19 protein-coding genes and 1 pseudogene are annotated in these 19,295 nt (G+C 62.4%); 6 read left to right on the forward strand and 14 right to left on the reverse strand.

Annotated features, from left to right (window positions below):
• Positions 1 to 26 precede the first annotated feature (26 nt).
• The 5 genes from ACYG97_RS21450 to msrB all read left to right on the forward strand — a co-directional run bounded on the left by ACYG97_RS21450 (position 27) and on the right by msrB (position 3,288).
• The gene (locus ACYG97_RS21450) at positions 27 to 473 is read left to right on the forward strand and encodes a GNAT family N-acetyltransferase (protein ID WP_023668728.1); all 447 of its coding nucleotides are present in this window, start codon (positions 27 to 29) and stop codon (positions 471 to 473) included.
• Between the two features lie 35 nt (positions 474 to 508).
• Positions 509 to 769 (forward strand): type II toxin-antitoxin system HicB family antitoxin, encoded by a 261-nt coding sequence (locus ACYG97_RS21455; RefSeq protein WP_050485875.1) that lies wholly within the window; start codon positions 509 to 511, stop codon positions 767 to 769.
• A gap of 9 nt (positions 770 to 778) precedes the next feature.
• Positions 779 to 1,969 (forward strand): vWA domain-containing protein, encoded by a 1,191-nt coding sequence (locus ACYG97_RS21460; RefSeq protein WP_023704916.1) that lies wholly within the window; start codon positions 779 to 781, stop codon positions 1,967 to 1,969.
• A 16-nt stretch (positions 1,970 to 1,985) separates the two neighbouring features.
• Complete coding sequence (locus tag ACYG97_RS21465) at positions 1,986 to 2,783, forward strand: MBL fold metallo-hydrolase (RefSeq protein ID WP_023704917.1); 798 nt, start codon at positions 1,986 to 1,988, stop codon at positions 2,781 to 2,783.
• Between the two features lie 100 nt (positions 2,784 to 2,883).
• Complete coding sequence (gene msrB / locus ACYG97_RS21470) at positions 2,884 to 3,288, forward strand: peptide-methionine (R)-S-oxide reductase MsrB (protein WP_023732992.1); 405 nt, start codon at positions 2,884 to 2,886, stop codon at positions 3,286 to 3,288.
• 62 nt (positions 3,289 to 3,350) lie between these two features.
• Here msrB and ACYG97_RS21475 read toward each other — a convergent pair whose 3' ends face one another.
• The 13 genes and pseudogenes from ACYG97_RS21475 to ACYG97_RS21535 form a co-directional block, all read right to left on the reverse strand.
• Positions 3,351 to 3,662 (reverse strand): hypothetical protein, encoded by a 312-nt coding sequence (locus ACYG97_RS21475; RefSeq protein WP_031196451.1) that lies wholly within the window; start codon positions 3,660 to 3,662, stop codon positions 3,351 to 3,353.
• Between the two features lie 7 nt (positions 3,663 to 3,669).
• Positions 3,670 to 4,110, reverse strand: coding sequence for a hypothetical protein (locus tag ACYG97_RS21480; RefSeq protein ID WP_023732991.1), 441 nt, complete (start codon positions 4,108 to 4,110; stop codon positions 3,670 to 3,672).
• Positions 4,111 to 4,202: 92 nt separating this feature from the next.
• Complete coding sequence (locus ACYG97_RS21485) at positions 4,203 to 4,463, reverse strand: DUF2312 domain-containing protein (protein ID WP_023668722.1); 261 nt, start codon at positions 4,461 to 4,463, stop codon at positions 4,203 to 4,205.
• A 150-nt stretch (positions 4,464 to 4,613) separates the two neighbouring features.
• Positions 4,614 to 8,072: a pyruvate carboxylase gene (pyc, locus tag ACYG97_RS21490; RefSeq protein WP_023732990.1), complete on the reverse strand. Its 3,459-nt coding sequence runs from the start codon at positions 8,070 to 8,072 to the stop codon at positions 4,614 to 4,616.
• Between the two features lie 282 nt (positions 8,073 to 8,354).
• Positions 8,355 to 9,476: a branched-chain amino acid ABC transporter substrate-binding protein gene (locus tag ACYG97_RS21495; RefSeq protein ID WP_023668720.1), complete on the reverse strand. Its 1,122-nt coding sequence runs from the start codon at positions 9,474 to 9,476 to the stop codon at positions 8,355 to 8,357.
• A gap of 137 nt (positions 9,477 to 9,613) precedes the next feature.
• Positions 9,614 to 9,961, reverse strand: coding sequence for a DUF6867 family protein (locus tag ACYG97_RS21500; RefSeq protein ID WP_023668719.1), 348 nt, complete (start codon positions 9,959 to 9,961; stop codon positions 9,614 to 9,616).
• Positions 9,962 to 10,073: 112 nt separating this feature from the next.
• Positions 10,074 to 10,802: an ABC transporter ATP-binding protein gene (locus ACYG97_RS21505; protein ID WP_023668718.1), complete on the reverse strand. Its 729-nt coding sequence runs from the start codon at positions 10,800 to 10,802 to the stop codon at positions 10,074 to 10,076.
• A 20-nt stretch (positions 10,803 to 10,822) separates the two neighbouring features.
• Positions 10,823 to 11,929: pseudogene (locus ACYG97_RS21510) on the reverse strand (ABC transporter ATP-binding protein); the annotation flags it as partial.
• A complete protein-coding gene (gene livM, locus ACYG97_RS21515; RefSeq protein WP_023732989.1) occupies positions 11,929 to 13,524 on the reverse strand; it encodes a high-affinity branched-chain amino acid ABC transporter permease LivM in 1,596 nt (531 codons plus the stop codon). The gene livM and the pseudogene ACYG97_RS21510, both read right to left, overlap by 1 nt.
• Positions 13,525 to 13,528: 4 nt before the next feature.
• Positions 13,529 to 14,431 (reverse strand): branched-chain amino acid ABC transporter permease, encoded by a 903-nt coding sequence (locus ACYG97_RS21520; RefSeq protein ID WP_023668715.1) that lies wholly within the window; start codon positions 14,429 to 14,431, stop codon positions 13,529 to 13,531.
• 459 nt (positions 14,432 to 14,890) lie between these two features.
• Positions 14,891 to 15,892 (reverse strand): 4-hydroxyproline epimerase, encoded by a 1,002-nt coding sequence (locus tag ACYG97_RS21525; protein ID WP_023732988.1) that lies wholly within the window; start codon positions 15,890 to 15,892, stop codon positions 14,891 to 14,893.
• A 13-nt stretch (positions 15,893 to 15,905) separates the two neighbouring features.
• A complete protein-coding gene (locus ACYG97_RS21530) occupies positions 15,906 to 17,243 on the reverse strand; it encodes an NAD(P)/FAD-dependent oxidoreductase (protein ID WP_031200558.1) in 1,338 nt (445 codons plus the stop codon).
• 45 nt (positions 17,244 to 17,288) lie between these two features.
• Positions 17,289 to 18,182, reverse strand: a complete 894-nt coding sequence (locus tag ACYG97_RS21535; RefSeq protein ID WP_023704922.1) for a dihydrodipicolinate synthase family protein — start codon at positions 18,180 to 18,182, stop codon at positions 17,289 to 17,291.
• 69 nt (positions 18,183 to 18,251) lie between these two features.
• Here ACYG97_RS21535 and ACYG97_RS21540 point away from each other — a divergent pair, with 69 nt between their 5' ends.
• Positions 18,252 to 18,941: a GntR family transcriptional regulator gene (locus ACYG97_RS21540; protein ID WP_373420159.1), complete on the forward strand. Its 690-nt coding sequence runs from the start codon at positions 18,252 to 18,254 to the stop codon at positions 18,939 to 18,941.
• A 36-nt stretch (positions 18,942 to 18,977) separates the two neighbouring features.
• On the opposite strand, the gene ACYG97_RS21545 is transcribed toward ACYG97_RS21540, so the two are convergent.
• A complete protein-coding gene (locus tag ACYG97_RS21545) occupies positions 18,978 to 19,277 on the reverse strand; it encodes a hypothetical protein (RefSeq protein WP_023688917.1) in 300 nt (99 codons plus the stop codon).
• Positions 19,278 to 19,295 lie beyond the last annotated feature (18 nt).

The following is a 19,295-nucleotide window of genomic DNA, read 5'->3' on the forward strand; positions in this document are numbered from 1 at the left end:
ACGGGTCATGCTTTGGAGGAACCGAAATGACCGAGATCACCGTCCGCCCGCTGGCGCTGGCCGACCATGCCGACTGGCGGCGGCTGTGGACTGCCTACCTCACCTTCTACGAGACCAAGCTGCCGGACGAGGTCTACGACATCACCTGGAAACGACTGTTCACGGAAGGTGAATTCGAACCGAAGGGGTTTATCGCCACGCTTGACGGCAAGGCGGTCGGCCTGACCCATTATCTCTATCACCGCTCCGGCTGGTCGGAGAAAAACAACTGCTACCTGCAGGACCTGTTCGCCGACCCTGATGTGCGCGGCAAGGGCATCGGTGCGGCCCTCATTGAAGCGGTCAAGCAGGAAGCCGGCAAGATCGGCGTCAAGAACGTCTATTGGATGACCCACGAAACCAACGCCACAGCGCGCAAGCTCTACGACCATGTCGCGCGGCGGACAGGGTTTATCGAGTATGATCTGCTATGATGCGAGCGCGATCGAAATAACGCGGAAGGAGCCGAATGATCCGCTATGTCGGAATCCTGGATGGCAGTGACGGCGTTTGGGGAGTGCGGATGCCCGATCTCGCCGGCTGCCACGGGGCCGGCGCAAACCCGGCTGAAGCGATAGCCGATGCCGCGTCGGCTATGCGCGAATGGGCGGAAGCCCGCATCGCAAAGCACTTGCCCATGCCCAACCCACGTACTGTGGCAAATCTTCTGCAATCCGGCGAAATCGACAGTGCCCGTGGCGACTCCGCCGTGACCGTTCGGCATAGATAACGGCCAACCATGTTCCTCCCCTTCTTTCTCGAACTAAAGGCCGCGCGGGTTCCCGTTTCGCTCAGGGAATATCTGTCGCTGCTGGAAGGGCTGGAGGCCGGGCTGGTCGACTATGACGTCCAGGGTTTTTATTACCTCGCCCGCGCCGCGCTTGTGAAGGACGAACGCCATATCGACCGCTTCGACCAGGTGTTTGCGCATGTCTTCAATGGGATCGAGGCGCTCGCCGGACCGGATGCCGTCGATGTCGCCAACATCCCTGAGGAATGGCTGCGCCGGCTCGCCGAAAAGCACCTGACCGAGGAAGAGAAGAAACTGATCGAGGCGCTCGGCGGTTTCGACAAGCTGATGGAGACACTGAAGCAGCGGCTGGAGGAGCAGAAAGGCCGCCACCAGGGCGGCTCGAAATGGATTGGTACCGGCGGCACCTCGCCTTTCGGCGCCTATGGCTACAATCCCGAAGGCGTGCGCATCGGCCAGCATGAAAGCCGCAATCGCCGTGCGGTGAAAGTCTGGGACAAGCGCGAGTTCAAAAATTTCGACGACGCCGTCGAGCTCGGCACCCGCAACATCAAGGTGGCGCTGAAGCGCCTGCGCCGCTGGGTGCGCGAGGGTGCGGAGGAAGAGTTCGACCTGCCCGGCACCATCCATGCCACCGCCGAGCACGGCTATCTCGATGTGCAGACGCGACCCGAACGGCGCAACGCCGTGAAGCTCTTGATGTTCTTCGATGTTGGCGGCTCGATGGACGACCACATCAAAAGCGTCGAGGAGCTGTTTTCGGCCGCCCGCGCCGAATTCCGCCGGCTCGAATATTTTTACTTCCACAACTGCCTTTACGAGGGCGTCTGGAAGGACAACCGGCGCAGGCATGCCGAGGCCATCCCGACCTTCGATCTGCTTCACAAATACGGCCCCGACTACAAGGTGATCGTCGTCGGCGATGCCTCGATGAGCCCTTACGAGATCGCGCATCCCGGCGGTTCGGTCGAGCATTGGAACCCGGAAGCCGGCAGCGTCTGGCTTGGCCGCCTCATCCAGCAATGGCCGAATGCGGTCTGGCTGAACCCCGAAAACCAGAAAAACTGGGGCTTCACCCATTCGATCGCGATGATCCGCGATCTCTTCGGCGGCCGCATGTTCCCGCTGACGATGGGCGGGCTGGAAGCCGCGACCAAGCAGCTTTCACGCAAGCATTGATATGAGAGGAAAACCGATGACCTGCTTTCTTTGCCCGCAATGCGGCGTCCAGTTCGCGGCAACGCAGACCCCTCCAGAAAATTGCCCGATCTGCGAGGACGAGCGGCAATATGTGCGCTGGGAAGGCCAGGCCTGGATCACTGGGGAAGAACTCTCTGCCGGGCATAGGCTTGTGATGAAGGACGATGCCGGCGTTCTCGCTTTCGGCATCGAGCCGCGCTTTGCTATCGGCCAGCGGGCGCTGCTGGCGCAGACGCCGCACGGCAATGTGCTGTGGGATTGCATCTCGATGGTGAGCGACGAGGCGGTAGCCGAAATCAACCGTCGCGGCGGCCTGGCCGCGATCGCCATTTCGCACTGCCACTATTATTCGGTGATGGTCGAGTGGAGCGAGGCGTTTGGCGGCGTGCCGATCTATCTCCATGCCGACGACCGCCAGTGGATTATGCGGCCGCACAACGCCATCGTCAGCTGGGCGGGCGAGACGCTGGCCATAAACCCGTCGCTGACACTCGTGCGTTGCGGTGGCCATTTTGCCGGCGGCCAGGTGCTGCATTGGAAACGCGATGACGGTAACGCCCTGCTGTCCGGCGACATATTGCAGGTGACGCCGACGCGTCGCCATGTCAGCTTCATGTACAGCTATCCGAACTACATTCCGCTCAATGCGCCGGCCGTGCGACGCATCGCGGCGGCACTTGAGCCTTTCGAATTCGACGACATCTACGGCGCGTGGTGGCAGCAGAACATCATCGGCGACGCAAGAACGGCATTTCATGCGTCGATCGCCCGCTATCTTCAGGCGATTGGGTAGGAGCTCGGCTGAAAATGCGAGCAAAACACGTAACAAACGCCTATCTCTAAGCGAATATAGCTTGCAACCAACAACAAGCCGCCAAGGCTGAGGAGATCAAATGGACACCCACACCTACCCTGTCACGCGCACCGACGCCGAATGGCGCGCCCGCCTGACGCACGAGCAATATGCGGTCATGCGCGGCCATGGCACCGAACGGCCCGGAAGCTGCGCGCTGCTCTACGAAAAGCGCGCCGGCACCTTTTCCTGTGTCGGCTGCGACCAGCCGCTGTTCGAATCCAAGCTCAAGTTCGAGAGCGGCACCGGCTGGCCGAGCTTCAATGATCCGGTGCCCGGTTCGGTCGAAAACACCGTCGACCGCAGCTACGGCATGGTCCGCACCGAATGCCACTGCGCCCGCTGCGGCAGCCATCTCGGCCATGTCTTCGAGGACGGCCCGCCGCCGACCGGCCTGCGCTATTGCATCAACGGCGTGGCGCTGAAATTCGAGCCGGCGGCTTAAGCCGCGGCTTGACCACCATCTTCAAAGGGCGGCTTCGGCCGCCCTTTTTCGTGTCAATCTTCTCAGACAACCACCACCAGGATCAGCCAAAGCGTAGCCCCGAGCGTCATCAACGAAGCCTTGGCGCCACTGGATTTTTCCGTGGTTCGCCAGACGGCAAAGGTCAGAAAGATGTTGTAGGGCACGGGCGCGAAATGCACCGCCAGGACGACGGCGAGCGGCAGCTTCAAGCCGAGCAGAATGAGCGCGGCCACCGACGAGGTGATGTTGATCGCCGTGCCGACAAGGACCAGATCGCGCCAGAACAACCGCTCGACCGGCACCGCGCCTTGCCAGCGCGAGCCGAAGAAGGATCCGATGCTTTGCACCAACACCTGATAGCTATCCCTCTCCCAGCACGTCGGTGACGGCGCGCTCGAAGCGCGAGCATTCCGTCACCAGCCAGTCGGCCATGGCCGGCCAGTTGTCCTCGGCATAGCAGTTCACCCGCCACATCGAATTGATGCCGAGGCCCTCGCAGCTCTGCTCCGGCCTGAGCTTCAGCCTGTCTTCGATTGCCGGTCGGAACGGCTTCAGCCGCGACCAGACCCCGGTCGCGCCGAACTTCTCGTTACGGCCGAAAAAGACGCCAACTTGGCTTTGCGCCGGCGCGACATACATGGACAGGACCAGAGCGAAGTCGGGCAGCCCGCGCTGCCAGAACCAGGGTCCGCGCCGCGCCATGGAAGCGCGTTCCTCCGGATGCCGTTCGGCGAACAGCGCCCAGAAGCTGCGTTGGCGGAATTCAGAGGCGCGGCGGGCGCCGAAGTCGAATTCGCTCATGGTCGATGCCCGTTCCAGCATCATTCCTTGGCCCGAGACTGTTTCGAAATTCGCTCCGGCGATATCAGCCGGAGTAGAATTTCCAGACAGGCTTACACCATGCCGAGCGCGGCCTTGTAGAGATCGAGGATGGTTTCCTCTTCCTGGCGCTCGGCCTGGTCCTTCTTGCGCAGCCGGATGATCGACCGCATCGCCTTGGTGTCGAAGCCGGTGCCCTTGGCCTCGGCGAACACTTCCTTGATGTCGTCGGCGATGGTCTTCTTTTCTTCCTCGAGCCGCTCGATGCGCTCGATGAAGGCGCGCAACTGGCCGGCGGCAACAGTCTGGCTGGTATCTGTGATGTCGTCGGCCATGTTTTTTCTCCGCTACTTTTTAAGCACCGCGATTCTGGCGCGGTAAATTGGGAGCGGGTTCGATGCCCGAGCAGGCGCGGCGGGTCAAGCCATTATCGATGCTCCATCAACGGCTGCTGCCAGCCGTCCCCAGTGTGATGGATCCGCGCGTCAGCCAAACGCGATCAACAGATCCTTCGCATCGATCTGATCGCCGGCCTTGACCAGCACTTCGGCCACTGTGCCGTCGCGCTCGGCATGCAGGGCCGTCTCCATCTTCATGGCTTCGATCGACAACAGCACGTCGCCGGCCTTGACCGCTTGGCCGGCGGCAACCGAAAGGGCGGAGACCACGCCCGGCATCGGCGCGCCGACATGCGCCTCGTTGCCGGGCTCGGCCTTGCGCCGAGCCTTGGCCGCCGAGGCGCCATGCGCCCTGTCCGGCACCCTGACGCGGCGCGGCTGGCCGTTGAGCTCGAAGAACACGGTGACCATGCCCTTCTCATCGACGTCGCCGATCGCAAGGCAGCGCACTACAAGCGTCTTGCCTTTTTCGATGTCCAGGAAGATCTCGTCTTCGGACTTCATGCCGTAGAAATAGGTCGGCGTCGGCAGCACACTGACCGGCCCGTAGGTTTCCTGCGCGGCGGCGAAGTCGGTAAACACTTTCGGATACATCAGCCAGGAGGCGAATTCGTACTCCGAGAGCTTGCGCTCCAGCTTCTGCTCGATCTCCTTGCGGCTGGCCTTGAGGTCGGCTGGCTTGAGCAGCGAGCCCGGCCGCTCGGTGATCGGCTTGCTTTCCTTCAGTGCCTTCTTCTGCAGCTTCGCAGGCCAGCCGCCGGGCGACTGGCCGAGATCGCCGCGCAGCATCGAGACGACCGAGTCCGGGAAGGCGATGTCCTTGGCCGGGTTTTCGACGTCGGCAACGGTTAGATCCTGGCTCACCATCATCAGCGCCATGTCGCCGACCACCTTGGACGACGGCGTCACCTTGACGATGTCACCGAACATCAAATTGACGTCGTGATAGGCTTGTGCCACCTCGTGCCAACGCGTTTCCAGCCCCAGCGAACGCGCCTGTTCCTTGAGGTTGGTGAACTGGCCGCCCGGCATTTCGTGCAGATAGACTTCCGAGGCTGGCCCCTTGAGGTCGCTTTCGAAGGCGGCATACTGGTTGCGCACCGCTTCCCAGTAGAAGGAGATTTTGCGGATCCATTGCGGATCGAGGCCGGGATCGCGCTCGGTTCCCTTCAGCGCCTCGACGATCGAGCCCAGGCAAGGCTGCGAGGTGTTGCCGGAGAAGGAATCCATCGCCGCGTCGATGGCGTCGACGCCGCTTTCCACGCCGGCCAGCACCGTCGCCGCCGACAGGCCTGACGTGTCGTGGGTGTGGAAATGGATCGGCAGGTCGGTGGCCTCGCGCAGCGCCTTGAACAGCACGCGGGCGGCAGCCGGCTTCAAAAGCCCGGCCATGTCCTTGACGGCGATGATATGGGCGCCGGCGGCCTGCAATTCCTTCGCCAGCCCGACATAGTATTTAAGGTCGTATTTGGCGCGCGCCGGATCGAGGATGTCGCCGGTGTAGCAGATCGCCGCTTCGACCAGCTTGCCCTCGGCGCCCACCGCGTCCATGGCGACGCGCATATTCTCGACCCAGTTCAGGCAGTCGAATACGCGGAACAGGTCGACGCCGCCGGCCGCCGCATGGCTGACGAAATGTTGCACCACATTGTCGGGATAGTTGGTGTAGCCGACGCCGTTGGCGCCGCGCAGAAGCATCTGCAGCAAAAGGTTGGGGGCGGCTTCGCGCACTTTGCTCAGCCGCTCCCACGGATCCTCGGTCAGGAAGCGCATGGCGACGTCGAAAGTGGCGCCGCCCCAGCATTCCAGCGACAGCAGCCGCGGCAGCGCCCGCGCATATGTGCCGGCGATGCCGGCAATGTCATGCGTGCGCATACGGGTGGCGAGCAGCGACTGGTGGCCGTCGCGCATCGTCGTGTCGGTGACAAGCACCTCTTTTTGCTCACGCATCCAGGCAGCGAATTTCTCCGGCCCCAACGCGTCGAGCTTCTGCTTGCTGCCATCAGGCACGTTGCCGTTGAGATAGGGCACGACAGGCGCTGCCGCATCGGCCTTGGGCATCGGACGGCCGCGGGTTTCGGGATGGCCGTTGACGCTGACGTCGGCCAGATAGTTGAGCAGCTTGGTGGCGCGGTCCTGCCGCTTCACCTGCGCGAACAGCTCCGGCGTCGTGTCGATGAACCTGGTCGTATAGGAATTGTCGGCGAAGCGCGGGTGGTTGATGATTGCCTCGAGGAAGGTGAGGTTGGTCGCCACGCCGCGGATGCGGAACTCGCGCAAGGCCCGGTTCATGCGGGCGATCGCCTCGGCCGGTGTCGGCGCCCAGGCAGTCACCTTCTCCAGCAGCGGATCGTAGAAGCGGGTGATGACCGCGCCCGAATAGGCGGTGCCGCCGTCGAGGCGGATGCCGAAACCGGCGGCTTCGCGATAAGCGGTGATGCGGCCGTAGTCCGGAATGAAACTATGCTCCGGATCCTCGGTCGTGATGCGGCACTGCAGCGCATGACCGTTCAGCCTGATGTCGGCCTGCGCCGGCACGCCCGACTCTTTCGTGCCGATGGCAAAGCCGTCCAGTATGTGGATCTGCGCCTTGACGATGTCGATGCCGGTCACCTGCTCGGTCACGGTGTGCTCGACCTGGATGCGCGGATTGACCTCGATGAAGTAGAACTTGCCGGTGTCGGCGTCCTGCAGGAATTCCACCGTGCCGGCGCCGATATAGCTGGTCTCCCGCGCGATCTTGAGCGCATAGCCGCAAAGCTCCTGGCGCAATACCTCGCTGAGATAGGGCGCCGGCGCCCGTTCGACGACCTTCTGGTTGCGGCGCTGGATCGAGCAGTCGCGCTCGAACAGATGTACAGCGTTGCCATGCGTGTCGCCGAGCACCTGGACTTCGACATGGCGGGCGCGCTCGATCAGCTTTTCGAGATAGACCTCGTCCTTGCCGAAGGCGGCCTTGGCCTCGCGCTTGCCTTCCATCACCTCGCGGGCGAGGTCGGCTTCCGTGCGGATGGCGCGCATGCCGCGCCCGCCCCCGCCCCACGATGCCTTGAGCATCACCGGATAGCCGACTGTCTTGGCGAGCTGCTTGACTGCTTCCATGTCGTCCGGCAGCGGTTCGGTTGCCGGCACCACCGGCACGCCGACCTCGATGGCCAGATTGCGCGCGGCGACCTTGTTGCCGAGCCGGCGCATCGTGTCGGGCTTCGGCCCTATGAAAGTGATGCCGGCCTCGGCGCAGGCATCTGCGAATTCAGGGCTTTCCGACAGGAGGCCATAGCCCGGGTGGATGGCGTCGGCGCCGGACAGTCTGGCGACCCGGATCACTTCCTCGATCGACAGATAGCTTTCGATCGGCCCCATGTCCCTGGCCAGATGCGGCCCGCGCCCGACCTGGTAGCTTTCATCGGCCTTGAACCGATGAAGCGAATATTTGTCCTCCTCGGCCCAGATCGCCACGGTTTTGAGGCCGAGCTCGTTGGCCGCGCGAAAGACGCGGATGGCAATTTCGGACCTGTTGGCGACGAGGATCTTCGTGATGGCCAAGGAAGGAGGCTCCGGACAGGGAGGGATGGGGCGGAGGCATGATTAACGCGAAAATGCTGCAGTGCAACCAAAATCGAGGAGAGACTAAACCGATTTAAATGCGATTCTAGCACCACGGCTCGAAAAGCTGCGTGCGATTGGCGCCGCGAGGTGACGCTAATTGTCGTGCCCGCACAAAGTCGACCCCGGCTAACGGCTTGTCCAGCCACCCTCGCTGCCGCCCTGTCACCAACAAAAATGCCCGGCGCGAGCGCCGGGCATTCCATAGAGCTGCGTTCCGAATTACGACTTCGGGAACCAGGAGATCTTGCCGTCCGGACCCTTCTTCCATTCGTACATGATGTAGCCCGGGAGCTTCGGATCGCCCTTCGCGTCATAGGCGAGATCGCCCAGAACGGTCTTGAACGGGCCCTTCTCGTGCAGCGCCTTGGCCACTTCCACGGGGTCGTTCGACTTGGCCACGGCAGCAGCCTCGGCGATCACCTGCATGGCGGCGTAGGAGTAGAGAGTGTAGGCTTCCGGCTCGAAGCCCTGAGCGCGGAACTTCTCGACCAGTGCCTTGTTCTCGGGGATCAGGCGCGGATCGGGACCGAAGGTGTTGAGCGTGCCGATAACCGCATCGCCGGCGATCGCAGCCAGCTCGTCGGTGACGATGCCGTCGCCCGACATCAGGGTAGCCTTGAGGCCCTGGTCCGCCGACTGGCGGATGATCAGGCCGGCTTCGGTATGCAGGCCGCCCCAATAGATCAGGGTAACACCGGCGTCCTTCATCTTGGCAATCAGCGCCGAGAAGTCCTTGTCGCCGACATTGACGCCTTCGTACATGACTTCGGTCAGGCCGGCTGCGTTCATCGCCTTCTTGGTCTCGTCGGCAAGGCCCTGACCATAGGGGGTCTTGTCGTGGATGACGGCAACCTTGGCGTCCTTGAAGTTGGTCGCGATATAGCCGCCGGCGATGCCGCCCTGCTGGTCATCGCGTCCGCAGGTGCGGAACACGTTCCACAGGCCGCGCTCGGTGAATTTCGGGTTGGTCGCCGCAGGCGTCACTTCGACGATGTTGTTGTCGACGTAGACTTCCTGCGAAACCGGGATCGAGACCCCCGAGTTGAAGTGGCCGATCACGAATTTCACGCCGTCGCCGACGAACTTGTTGCCGACCGAAATGCCCTGCTTCGGATCCGAGACGTCGTCGCCGACTTCGAGCTTGATCTGCTCGCCGTTCATGCCGCCTGCTGCGTTGATGTCGGCAACGGCCGCTTCCGCACCCTTCTGCAGCTGCGCACCGAAGGCCGCATTCGGACCGGTGATCGGACCTGCGACGCCGACGATAACGTCAGCCCATGCATTGCCACCGAACGCGACAAGCGCGGTCAGGGCAACGGCGGACAAAAGTGATTTCTTCATTTAAACGCTCCCATTTACGAGGTGGGCGTGGATGAAACTTTCATGCGATGCCCACCCTTATCGCAGAAAGCGTACTTTGCCGATTTTCAGGCCCTTGTCACGCCGATTCATCCCCGGAACGGCGTTAATGATGAACGTCAACCTTTCGGTTTCCAGCTTAAGATCGAAGCCCGTTCGTAAAGCCAATTATACTGCGTCACCATCTGGTTCGTACGCGTGTATTGATAGCCGACAAATCCCAATATCATGAGCACGATTGTGTCCACGACATAGTATTGCAGCGAAAACATCGTGCCGCCGAACAGGGCATGATGGATGAACCTGATGCCGATGCCGAGGCCCAGCAGATAGGCGAACAGCGCCGGCAGGCTGCGCCATGTCTGGGCGCTGGCCTTGCCGGTCATCCATGCCGCCCAGCCGCCGAGCAGACAGGTGACGAAGAAGAACTGCCAGATGGAAGGTTCCTCGTGAAGAATGCCTTGCATGATGAAGACTCCCTAGCATGATCCCGAAAAGTTGCAGACTTTTCGGACAAAGGTCCTGCGACAAACAAACAAGTTGGAGCGGAATACCGTATGCATACATTCCGCTCCAAAATCAGTGATGGCCGCCTTCGAGATAGGCCGCCCGCACTTCCGGATTGGCGAGCAATTCCTTGCCTGTGCCGCTCATGGTTACGTTGCCGTTGACCATGACATAGCCGCGCGTAGCGAGTTTGAGCGCGCCGAAGGCGTTCTGCTCGACCAGGAACACGGTCAGCCCTTGCGTGCGGTTCAGCTCGCGGATGGCATCGAAGATCTGCTTGACGATCAGCGGCGCCAGACCCAGCGACGGCTCGTCGAGCAGCAGCAGCTTCGGCCGCGCCATCAGCGCACGTCCGATCGACAGCATCTGCTGCTCGCCGCCCGACAGCGTGCCGCCGCGCTGGGCAATGCGCTCCTTGAGGCGCGGGAACAACGCGAACACCTTCTCAGCATCTTCGTCATAGTGCTTGAGATTGTCGAGACCGGCGCCCATCTGCAGGTTTTCCATCACCGTCATGCGCGGGAAAATGCGCCTGCCTTCCGGCGACTGCGCAATGCGCATGCGGGCGATCTCGTGCGTCGGCATCTGGGTGATGTCGGTGCCGGCGAAAGTGATTGAGCCGGCACGAGCGCGCGGCGCACCGAAGATGGTCATCATCAGCGTCGACTTGCCGGCGCCGTTGGCGCCGATCAGCGCGACGATCTCGCCCTGGTTGACGTGGACATCGACGCCGTTCAGCGCCTTGATGTTGCCGTAGTAGGTCTCGACGCCCTTGATGTCGAGCAGCGTTGTCTCGGCCATCACTTACGCCCTCCGCGCGGCTTGCCTGTCGGGGATTTGGTGGCCGCCGGCTTGGACTTGGCCGTTAGACGCTCGGACGGTGCTCTTGGCGCGGAGTTGGCTCTTGTATCGTATTGGGTGGCCTTTGAAGCTCCCTTCGACACCGTGACCCGCTCGCCCTGGCTGTGGCCGATCGTGTCGCTTACCGGGCCGGCGAGATAGGAAGACGATGTGCCTGGTCCGTGAGCCGAATCCGGCCCGATGTCCAGCTGCTCGATGACGTCTTCATCGCCAACCTCGGTCAGCACCGTCTCGACCTCCTCGTCGTCGACGCCGAGATAGGCGGCGATGACGCGCGGGTCGGTACGCACCGATTGCGGGCTGCCGTCGGAAATCTTGCGGCCATATTCAAGCACCACGACATGGTCGGAAATCTGCATGACCACCGACATGTCATGTTCGATCAGCAGGATCGAGGTACTGCTCTTGATGTCCATCAGCAGCGAATTCAGCGCAGCCGACTCCTTCGGATTGAGACCGGCCGCAGGCTCGTCGAGGCACAGAAGTTCGGGCCCTGTGCACATGGCGCGCGCAATCTCGAGGCGCCGCTGCGCGCCATAGGGCAGGTCGCCGGCCGGATCGTCGGCGCGATCGACAAGATCGGCCTTCTCCAGCCAGTGCTTGGCAAGCTCCACCGATTCAGCCGAGGCCCTGCGGTAGCCGCCGATCCCGAACAGGCCCAGGATCGTATAGCCGGATGCCTTCATCAGCTTGTTGTGCTGGGCAACCAGCAGATTCTCCAGCAGCGTCATGCCCGAGAACAGGCGGATGTTCTGGAAGGTGCGCGCCACCTTGGCGCGCGCCGGGATCTCATGATTGGGCAGCCGTTCGAGCAGGAAGCTCGAGCCGTCGGCCCGGTTGAGCGTAATCATGCCTTCCGACGGCTTGTAGAAGCCGGTGATGCAATTGAAGACGGTGGTCTTGCCGGCGCCATTGGGTCCGATCAGAGCGGTGATCTCGCCGCGCTTGGCCTGGAACGACAGGTCGCCGATGGCGATCAGGCCGCCGAACTTCATCGAAAGATGCTCGACCTGGAGGATGGCGTCTTTCATACCCGGATTGGTCTTCTGAATGGAGGTCGCGCTCATCAGCCGTGCCCTTCCTTGGTGAAGGAGGAGGAGACCGCTTTTCGTTCACTGAGGAAGGCCGTCGGTTCACGGCTGCCGACAAAGCCGCGCGGCTTCCACAGCATGACGATGACCATCGCCATGCCGAACAAAAGCATGCGGTAAAGCTCCGGGGTGAAATCTTTTCCGAAGACACTTTTCAGGAAATCGAGTTCGCGCAGCGCCTCGGTGCCGCCGATCATCACCAGCGCGGCGACCGCGATGCCGACCAGCGAGCCCATGCCGCCGAGCACCACGATGGCCAGGATGATCGCCGATTCGAGGAAGACGAAGGATTCAGGGCTGACGAAGCCTTGCCGTGCGGCGAAGAAGGCGCCGGCAAAACCGCCGAACATGGCGCCGGTGGCAAAGGCGGTGAGCTTGGTGGTGGTGGTGTTGATGCCAAGCGAGCGGCAGGCAATCTCGTCCTCGCGCAGCGCCTCCCAGGCGCGGCCGACAGGCATGCGCCTGAGCCTGATGGTGACGAAGGCGGTCAGCAGCGCCAGGCCGAGAATGAGATAGTAGAGGAAGATCTTGTAGTAGGCGCTTGACTGGGCGATGTGCAGCATCTTGCCGATGTAGTTCGGGTCCGTCGAATTGAACGTCATCAGGCCGAAGAAGGTGACCTTCGGGATGCCGGAGATGCCGGCCGACCCGTTGGTGACTTCACGCCAGTTGATCAGCACCAGGCGGATGATCTCGCCGAAGGCCAGCGTCACGATCGCCAGGTAATCGCCACGAAGCCTGAGCACCGGAAAGCCGAGCATAACGCCCCAGAAGGCGGCCATGGCGCCGGCGGCGGGCAGCAGGATCCAGAACGACAGGCCGTATTGCGAACCGAGCAACGCATAGGCATAGGCGCCGACCGCGTAAAAGGCGACGTAGCCGAGATCGAGCAGGCCGGCGAGGCCGACGACGATGTTCAGCCCCCAGGCCAGCATCACATAGATCAGGATCTGGATGCCGAAATTGTCGACCCACTTCAACGAGCCCTGCAGGCCGCCGGTTATCGACCACGCGTAGATCGACAGCACCACGACGACGAGGATCGGGTATAGCACCAGCGCCGCAATGCCGAGCTTGGTGAAATTGGCGTGGATGAAGGAGCGGAAATAGAAGATCACGCAAGCGAGCGCGTAAATGACGGCCAATGCGCGCAGGAACTGAAGGTAGCCGGCCAGATCGGGCCCCACCAACGCCGGCAGGGCGCTGCCGAACGCAACTAGGACAACCGCCAACACGACGGCGACGATGAAGGCCGGAAGCAGGAAGAAGCGCGACGCGACGCTCGCCGGCAACAGGCCGGTGGCGACATTGGTGATCTTCTGATTGGCCATGAACGGCTGGCCATAGGCAGTGTAGAAGAAGCGGCCAAGCATGGTCAGCACGACCACGGTGATGAGCAGCAACCAGCGCTGCACCAGGATCAGCTGGTTGCTGATGTTCTGGTCGGTCTTCAGGCCGATGAAGAGAATGAACAACCCCAGCGAGATGGCGCCGGCATAGAACGCTTCGCGCAATGCACGCTGCACGGGGGAGGCGACGGTGTCGCGCTCCGAGGATACGGAAACCGCCATTGTCTCAGACCTTTTCGACTTCTGGCCGGCCCAAAATGCCGGAAGGCAGGAAGATCAGCACGATCGCCAGGATCGAGAACGCCGCGACGTCCTTGTAGTCGATCGAGAAATACGCCGACCACATGCTCTCGATGAAGCCGATCAAAAGCCCGCCAAGCACCGCGCCCGGCAGAGACCCGATGCCGCCGAGAACGGCCGCAGTGAAGGCCTTGACCCCCGGCACAAAGCCGTCGGAAAAGGCGATGACGCCGTAATACATCAGGAATAACGTGCCCGCGACGGCCGCAAGCGCTGCACCCATGATGAAGGTGATCGAGATCGTACGGTCGACATCGACGCCGAGCAGCGCCGCCATCTTGCGGTCCTGCTCGCACGCCCTTTGCGCCCGGCCGAGGGAAGTCCTGTTGACCAGGTACCAGAACAGCGCCAGCAGCAGGGCGGTGACGACGACGATGATGATCTGCTTCAGCGACACGCTGATGCCGTTGATGTTGTAGACTTGGCTGACCATCGGCGGGATCGGCTTGTTGCGCGGGCCTTGCGTCACCTGGATGAAGTTCGACAGCGCGATCGACATGCCGATGGCCGTGATCAGCGGCGCCAGCCGGAACGAACCGCGCAGCGGCCGGTAGGCCACCTTCTCGATCGTCCAGTTGTAGAGGCTGGTGAGCAGCATCGCCACGATCATCATGATCAGCAGCGCCAGGACGACCGGCACTGAATAGAACAAGGAGCCGAGGATGAGGAAGACGACGAGGGCGGCGAATGCCCCGACCATGAAAATGTCGCCGTGGGCGAAGTTGATCATGCCGATGATGCCGTAGACCATCGTGTAGCCGATTGCGATCAGCCCATAGATCGATCCCAGCGTCAGCCCATTGATAAGCTGCTGGACAAAGTACTGCATGTGTACATGGCTCCCCTGGAATGTCGCCCATGCAGACGCATTCCTTTTCGTATTTCCCCTAGTCGTAAAGTTTCGAGCCCGGATTGCAACGTGATTTTTCAAACGTTGAGCGTGTTTTGCCGGCACGCCTTCCGATTGCCCGTTTTTTTGCTCCCGACCCCTGGACTATCGCGGACCCTATCATTGGCATAACGCAATGTCTTTGACGATTCAGCCGGACCAGCGACCTCATTTCGAAGAAATCCCGGTCAAAATTAGGTGATGAGACGAATCTTTGCGTTGTTGGCGGGCTTCGTTTTTTAGCCACATTCCGTACTGACCAGCTGCAACATGGGTTACTTCCGACTATGGCGGTGGATGCCTCGCCCAACGCGCTAACCTTTCGCTGACTGGTTTCGCCAAGAGGTCCCGCCCTGGGCCCAAGTCCTGGTCTCGGTGGATGATCGGCAGCCTACCGTATCACTTAACCACAAAACCGTGCGCGAACGGATCGCGGTCGTCGATGAAGATGGTGTTCAGGCCGGTCATCCGCGCCCAGCCGCCGATCGAGGGAATGATGGCCGGCTTGCCGGCAACAGTGACGTCCTTCTCGACCTTGCCCTTGAACAGCGAGCCGATGATCGATTCGTGGACAAAACTGTCGCCGGCCTTGAGCTTGCCCTTGGCATGGAGCTGCGCCATGCGCGCCGAGGTGCCGGTGCCGCAAGGTGAGCGGTCGATCGCCTTGTCGCCATAGAAGACGGCGTTGCGTGCGTCGGCCCCCTCCACTGTCGGCTCGCCCGTCCACAGCATGTGGGACAGCCGGTTGATGCCGGGGTTTTCCGGATGCACGAACGAGTACTTCTCGTTGAGCCGCTGCCGCACCACGGGGCTCCAGGCGATGAAATCGCTGGCGGAATAATCAGCCATGTCGCGAAAATTCGCCTGCGGCTCGACGATTGCGTAGAAATTGCCGCCATAGGCGACATCGACAGTGATCTCGCCAAGCTGCGGGCAGTCGACCGTCAGTCCCTCGGCATAAAGGAAGGACGGCACATTCGTGATGCGCACCTCCTCGACATAGTCGCCGACTTGTTTGTATTCGGCGATAACCAGCCCGGCCGGTGTGTCGAGCCGGAGCACGCCGGGTGTCTTCGGCTTGATCAGCCCATGTTCGATGGCCATCGTCACCGTGCCGATCGTGCCGTGGCCGCACATCGGCAGGCAGCCCGACGTCTCGATGAACAGGATGGCTATGTCGCAATCCTCGCGCGTCGGCGGATAGAGGATCGAGCCCGACATGACGTCGTGGCCGCGTGGCTCGAACATCAGCCCGGTGCGGATCCAGTCATACTCCGCCAGGAAATGCGCCCGCCGCTCCATCATCGTCGACCCCTCGAGCAAGGGACCGCCGCCGGCCACCAGCCGCACCGGATTGCCGCAGGTATGGCCGTCGATGCAAAAGAAGGATTTTCTGGCCATGATTTCCTCGAACTCAAAACCGTTGCGGGCTGAAGGGGGCAAGATCGATCCGCGAAGTCTGCCCGAGAACAAGATCGCGGATCAAGCGGCCGGTGGCCGCCGCCTGGGTCAGGCCGAGATGGCCATGGCCGAAGGCGTAGACAACGTTGGGCGCGGTTCGCGCCGTGCCGATCGCCGGGAGCGAATCCGGCAGCGACGGGCGATAGCCCATCCATTCGCGGCCACCTGACGCGTCCAGCCCCGGAAGGAACTGTCTGGCTTTTTCCAGCATGGCCTTCGAGCGCGCAAAATTCGGCGGCCGGTCGAGACCGCCCAACTCGACGGCGCCGCCGACGCGCAAGCCCGTGTCGAGTGGCGTGATGACGAAGCCATGGCCGGAAAAGATCAGCATTCGCTGCACGTCGAAAGCGGTCTTCGGCAGTGTGGTGTTGTAGCCGCGCTCGGTTTCGAGCGGGATGGTGTCGCCAAGCGCCTTCGCCAGCAGATGCGACCATGCCCCGGCGGCCACGACAAGATGTCTTGCCTGCCTGGTCGTGCCGTCGGTCAGCGTCAGCGTCGCGCCATCAGGGTTGGCGGCGACGCGCTCTATGCGCGCCTTTTCGAAACGCGCGCCCAGCCTTTCGGCATAGGCCCACACCGCCTTGCCGAGCAGTTTCGGATCGGCGACGGTCTTCCAGCCCGGCACGAAGGTGCCCTTGATGAAGCGCGGCGACAGTCCCGGCTGCAGCCGCGCCAGTTCGTCGCCTTCGACATGGCGAAAGTCGATGCCGAAGCGCTGGCGCGCCGCCCAGCCCGGGAGGCCGGCCTGAAACTCGGCCTCGCTTTCATAAAGTTCCAGCGAACCGTCTTCGCGCAGCATCGGCCGCGTGCCGGAACGGTCGAGCAGTCCCATCCATTCGGCCTCGGCGAGCTTCATCATGTCTGCCTGAGCAGCAAGGCTCGCCTCATATTTTGCCGGTGCGCCGGCGCGCCAGAAGCGCAACAGCCAAGGCAACAGCTTCGGCAGATAGGCTGGCGGGATGCTGAGTGGCCCGAGCGGATCGGCAAGCCATTTCGGCAAGTGCCGCATCATGCCCTTATGCGCCAGCGGCAGCACGTCGGAGAAGGCGAAGGCGGCGGCATTGCCGGAACTTGTCTCCTCGCAGATGCCGGTGCGGTCGAAGACCGTGACGCTGCGCCCGGCCTCGGCCAGCATGGCCGCCGCGCAGATGCCGACAATGCCGCCACCGACAATGGCGATATCTACCCTCTCTCCCCGTTCACGGGGAGAAGGGGCCCGAAGGGCGGATGAGGAGGGGCGGCCCTCCTCTGTGTCCCTGGAATTTCCTTGCACGTCGGCGCTGCCCCTCATCCGGCTGCCGCCATCTTCTCCCCGTGAATGGGGAGAAGAAAGCCTTCAGAACTGCGGCAGCTTCGGCCGTACCGCCAGCGCGTCCTTGACGATCTTCTCGACCGCTTTGCGGCGCTCGCCCGACAGCGGCTGGCGCGGCATGCGCACGCGGTCATTTGTGTCGATCGCGAGCACTTCGGCAAGCTTGATGTTTTGGACCAGATAGGTCGAGACATCGAGATCGAGCAGCGGCCGGAACCAGCGGTAGATCGAAAGCGCCTCCTCGCGGCGGCCCTGCTTCATCAGCTGGTAGATGGCGACGGTCTCGCGCGGGAAGGCGACGACCAGACCCGCCACCCAGCCGATGGCGCCCACCGACAGCGCCTCGAAGGCGAGATTGTCGACGCCGGTGAACAGATCGTAGCGGTCGCCGAAGCGGTTGATGATCTCTGTCGAGCGGCGGATGTCGTCGGAGGACTCCTTGATGGCGACGAAGCGCTTGTCGGCGGCCAGTTCCTCCATCTGGTCGACGGTGACGTCGACGCGGTAGGCGAGGCGGTTGGAGTAGATCATCACCGGCAGGTCGCCGGCCTGAGCGACGGCGCGCAAGGCGGCGACCGTCTCTTCCGGGTTGGTGTGATAGATCGGGCTCGGCACCACCATCAGCCCGTTGGCGCCTTCCTTTGCGGCGCGCCTGGCGATGCTTGCGGCTTCACGGGTGCCCGCCTCGTTGACCGTCAGCAGCACCGGCTTGTTGCCTGCAACTTTCTGCGCCGTCTTCAGCACCTCGATCTTCTCGTCATGCGACAGCATCGGCCCTTCGCCGAGCGAACCGCAGACGATGATACCGTCGCAGCCTGCCTCCATCTGCAACGCAAAGCAGCGCTCCATTTCGGCATGGTCGAGGCGGTCGTCTTCGGTGAATTTGGTCGTGACGGCGGGGAAAACTCCGGTCCACATGATCGTCTCTCCATCTGATATATCAGCCGTATATCTGTTGGAAAACCGGCTGTCAATGAGGAATCCGTTGTGATATATGGAAGATATATCAGGAGCCCACCTTTGATATCCAGTGAGACAGCATACCCCGAGCCGGCCGCCGCCAAGGCCTACCATGTACTCGAGCATATGATCGTGACGCTGGAACTGGCGCCGGCGAGCTTCGTGACGGAAGGCGCGCTGATCGAAAAGCTGGCGCTCGGTCGTACGCCGGTCCGCGAAGCAATCCAGCGCCTCGCTTGGGAAGGACTGCTCGACGTCAGGCCACGCGCCGGAATCGCAATTGCCCCGCTTCATCCCGGCGACTGGCTGCGCGTGCTGGATGCCAGGCGCGGCGTCGAGGTGGTGCTGGCGCGCTCGGCCGCCCGCTTCGTCACCCGTGAGGCCGCCGACCTGTTTCATGAGGCAGCCCTTGCCATGCAGAAGGCCGTCATCTCGGGCAATGTGCTGGCCTTCATCCAGGCCGACAAGGCGCTCGACGAGGCCTTGGCGATGGCCGCCGACAACCCTTTTGCGGCCCGTCTGGCCGCGCCCCTGCAGACCCACAGCCGCCGCTTCTGGTTTCGCTACAAGGCCGACACAGGGCTGGCCGAATCGGCCGAACACCACGTCGCGCTAATCCGCTCGATCCTGGCCGGTGACGAAGAGGCTGCCGCCAAGGACGCCAAACGCCTTATGGCACTGCTGCGCGGCCATGCCGAAGTGGCCGCCACACGCTGAACTCCGTCTCTGCTCCAGACTTCCGACCGGTCTTTATCAGGTGCCCGGCAAGACTGCGGCCATGGTCGCCCCGTCCCAGCCTTCGCCAGCCGTGATGATGCAGCTTTGGCCGTGTGTGTCGGTGGCCAGGATGGTCCAGGTGCCCTGGTCGGAGACGAATATCTCAAGCACCACATTTGGGTTCACCAGGCCACGAGCGGCTTGGTTTTCGTGGAACTTCTCGCCGAGCGCCTTGACCAGGTCGGTCCGCGCCGCGCATTGATCCGCTTTAGCCTGGGCGATGCCGGACATCGCGAACACCGCAAAGAACATCGCCGCCACAAGACGTCGTGTCATCTGACACCTCCTTGCGCC

It is taken from the genome of Mesorhizobium sp. W067 (assembly GCF_054719525.1).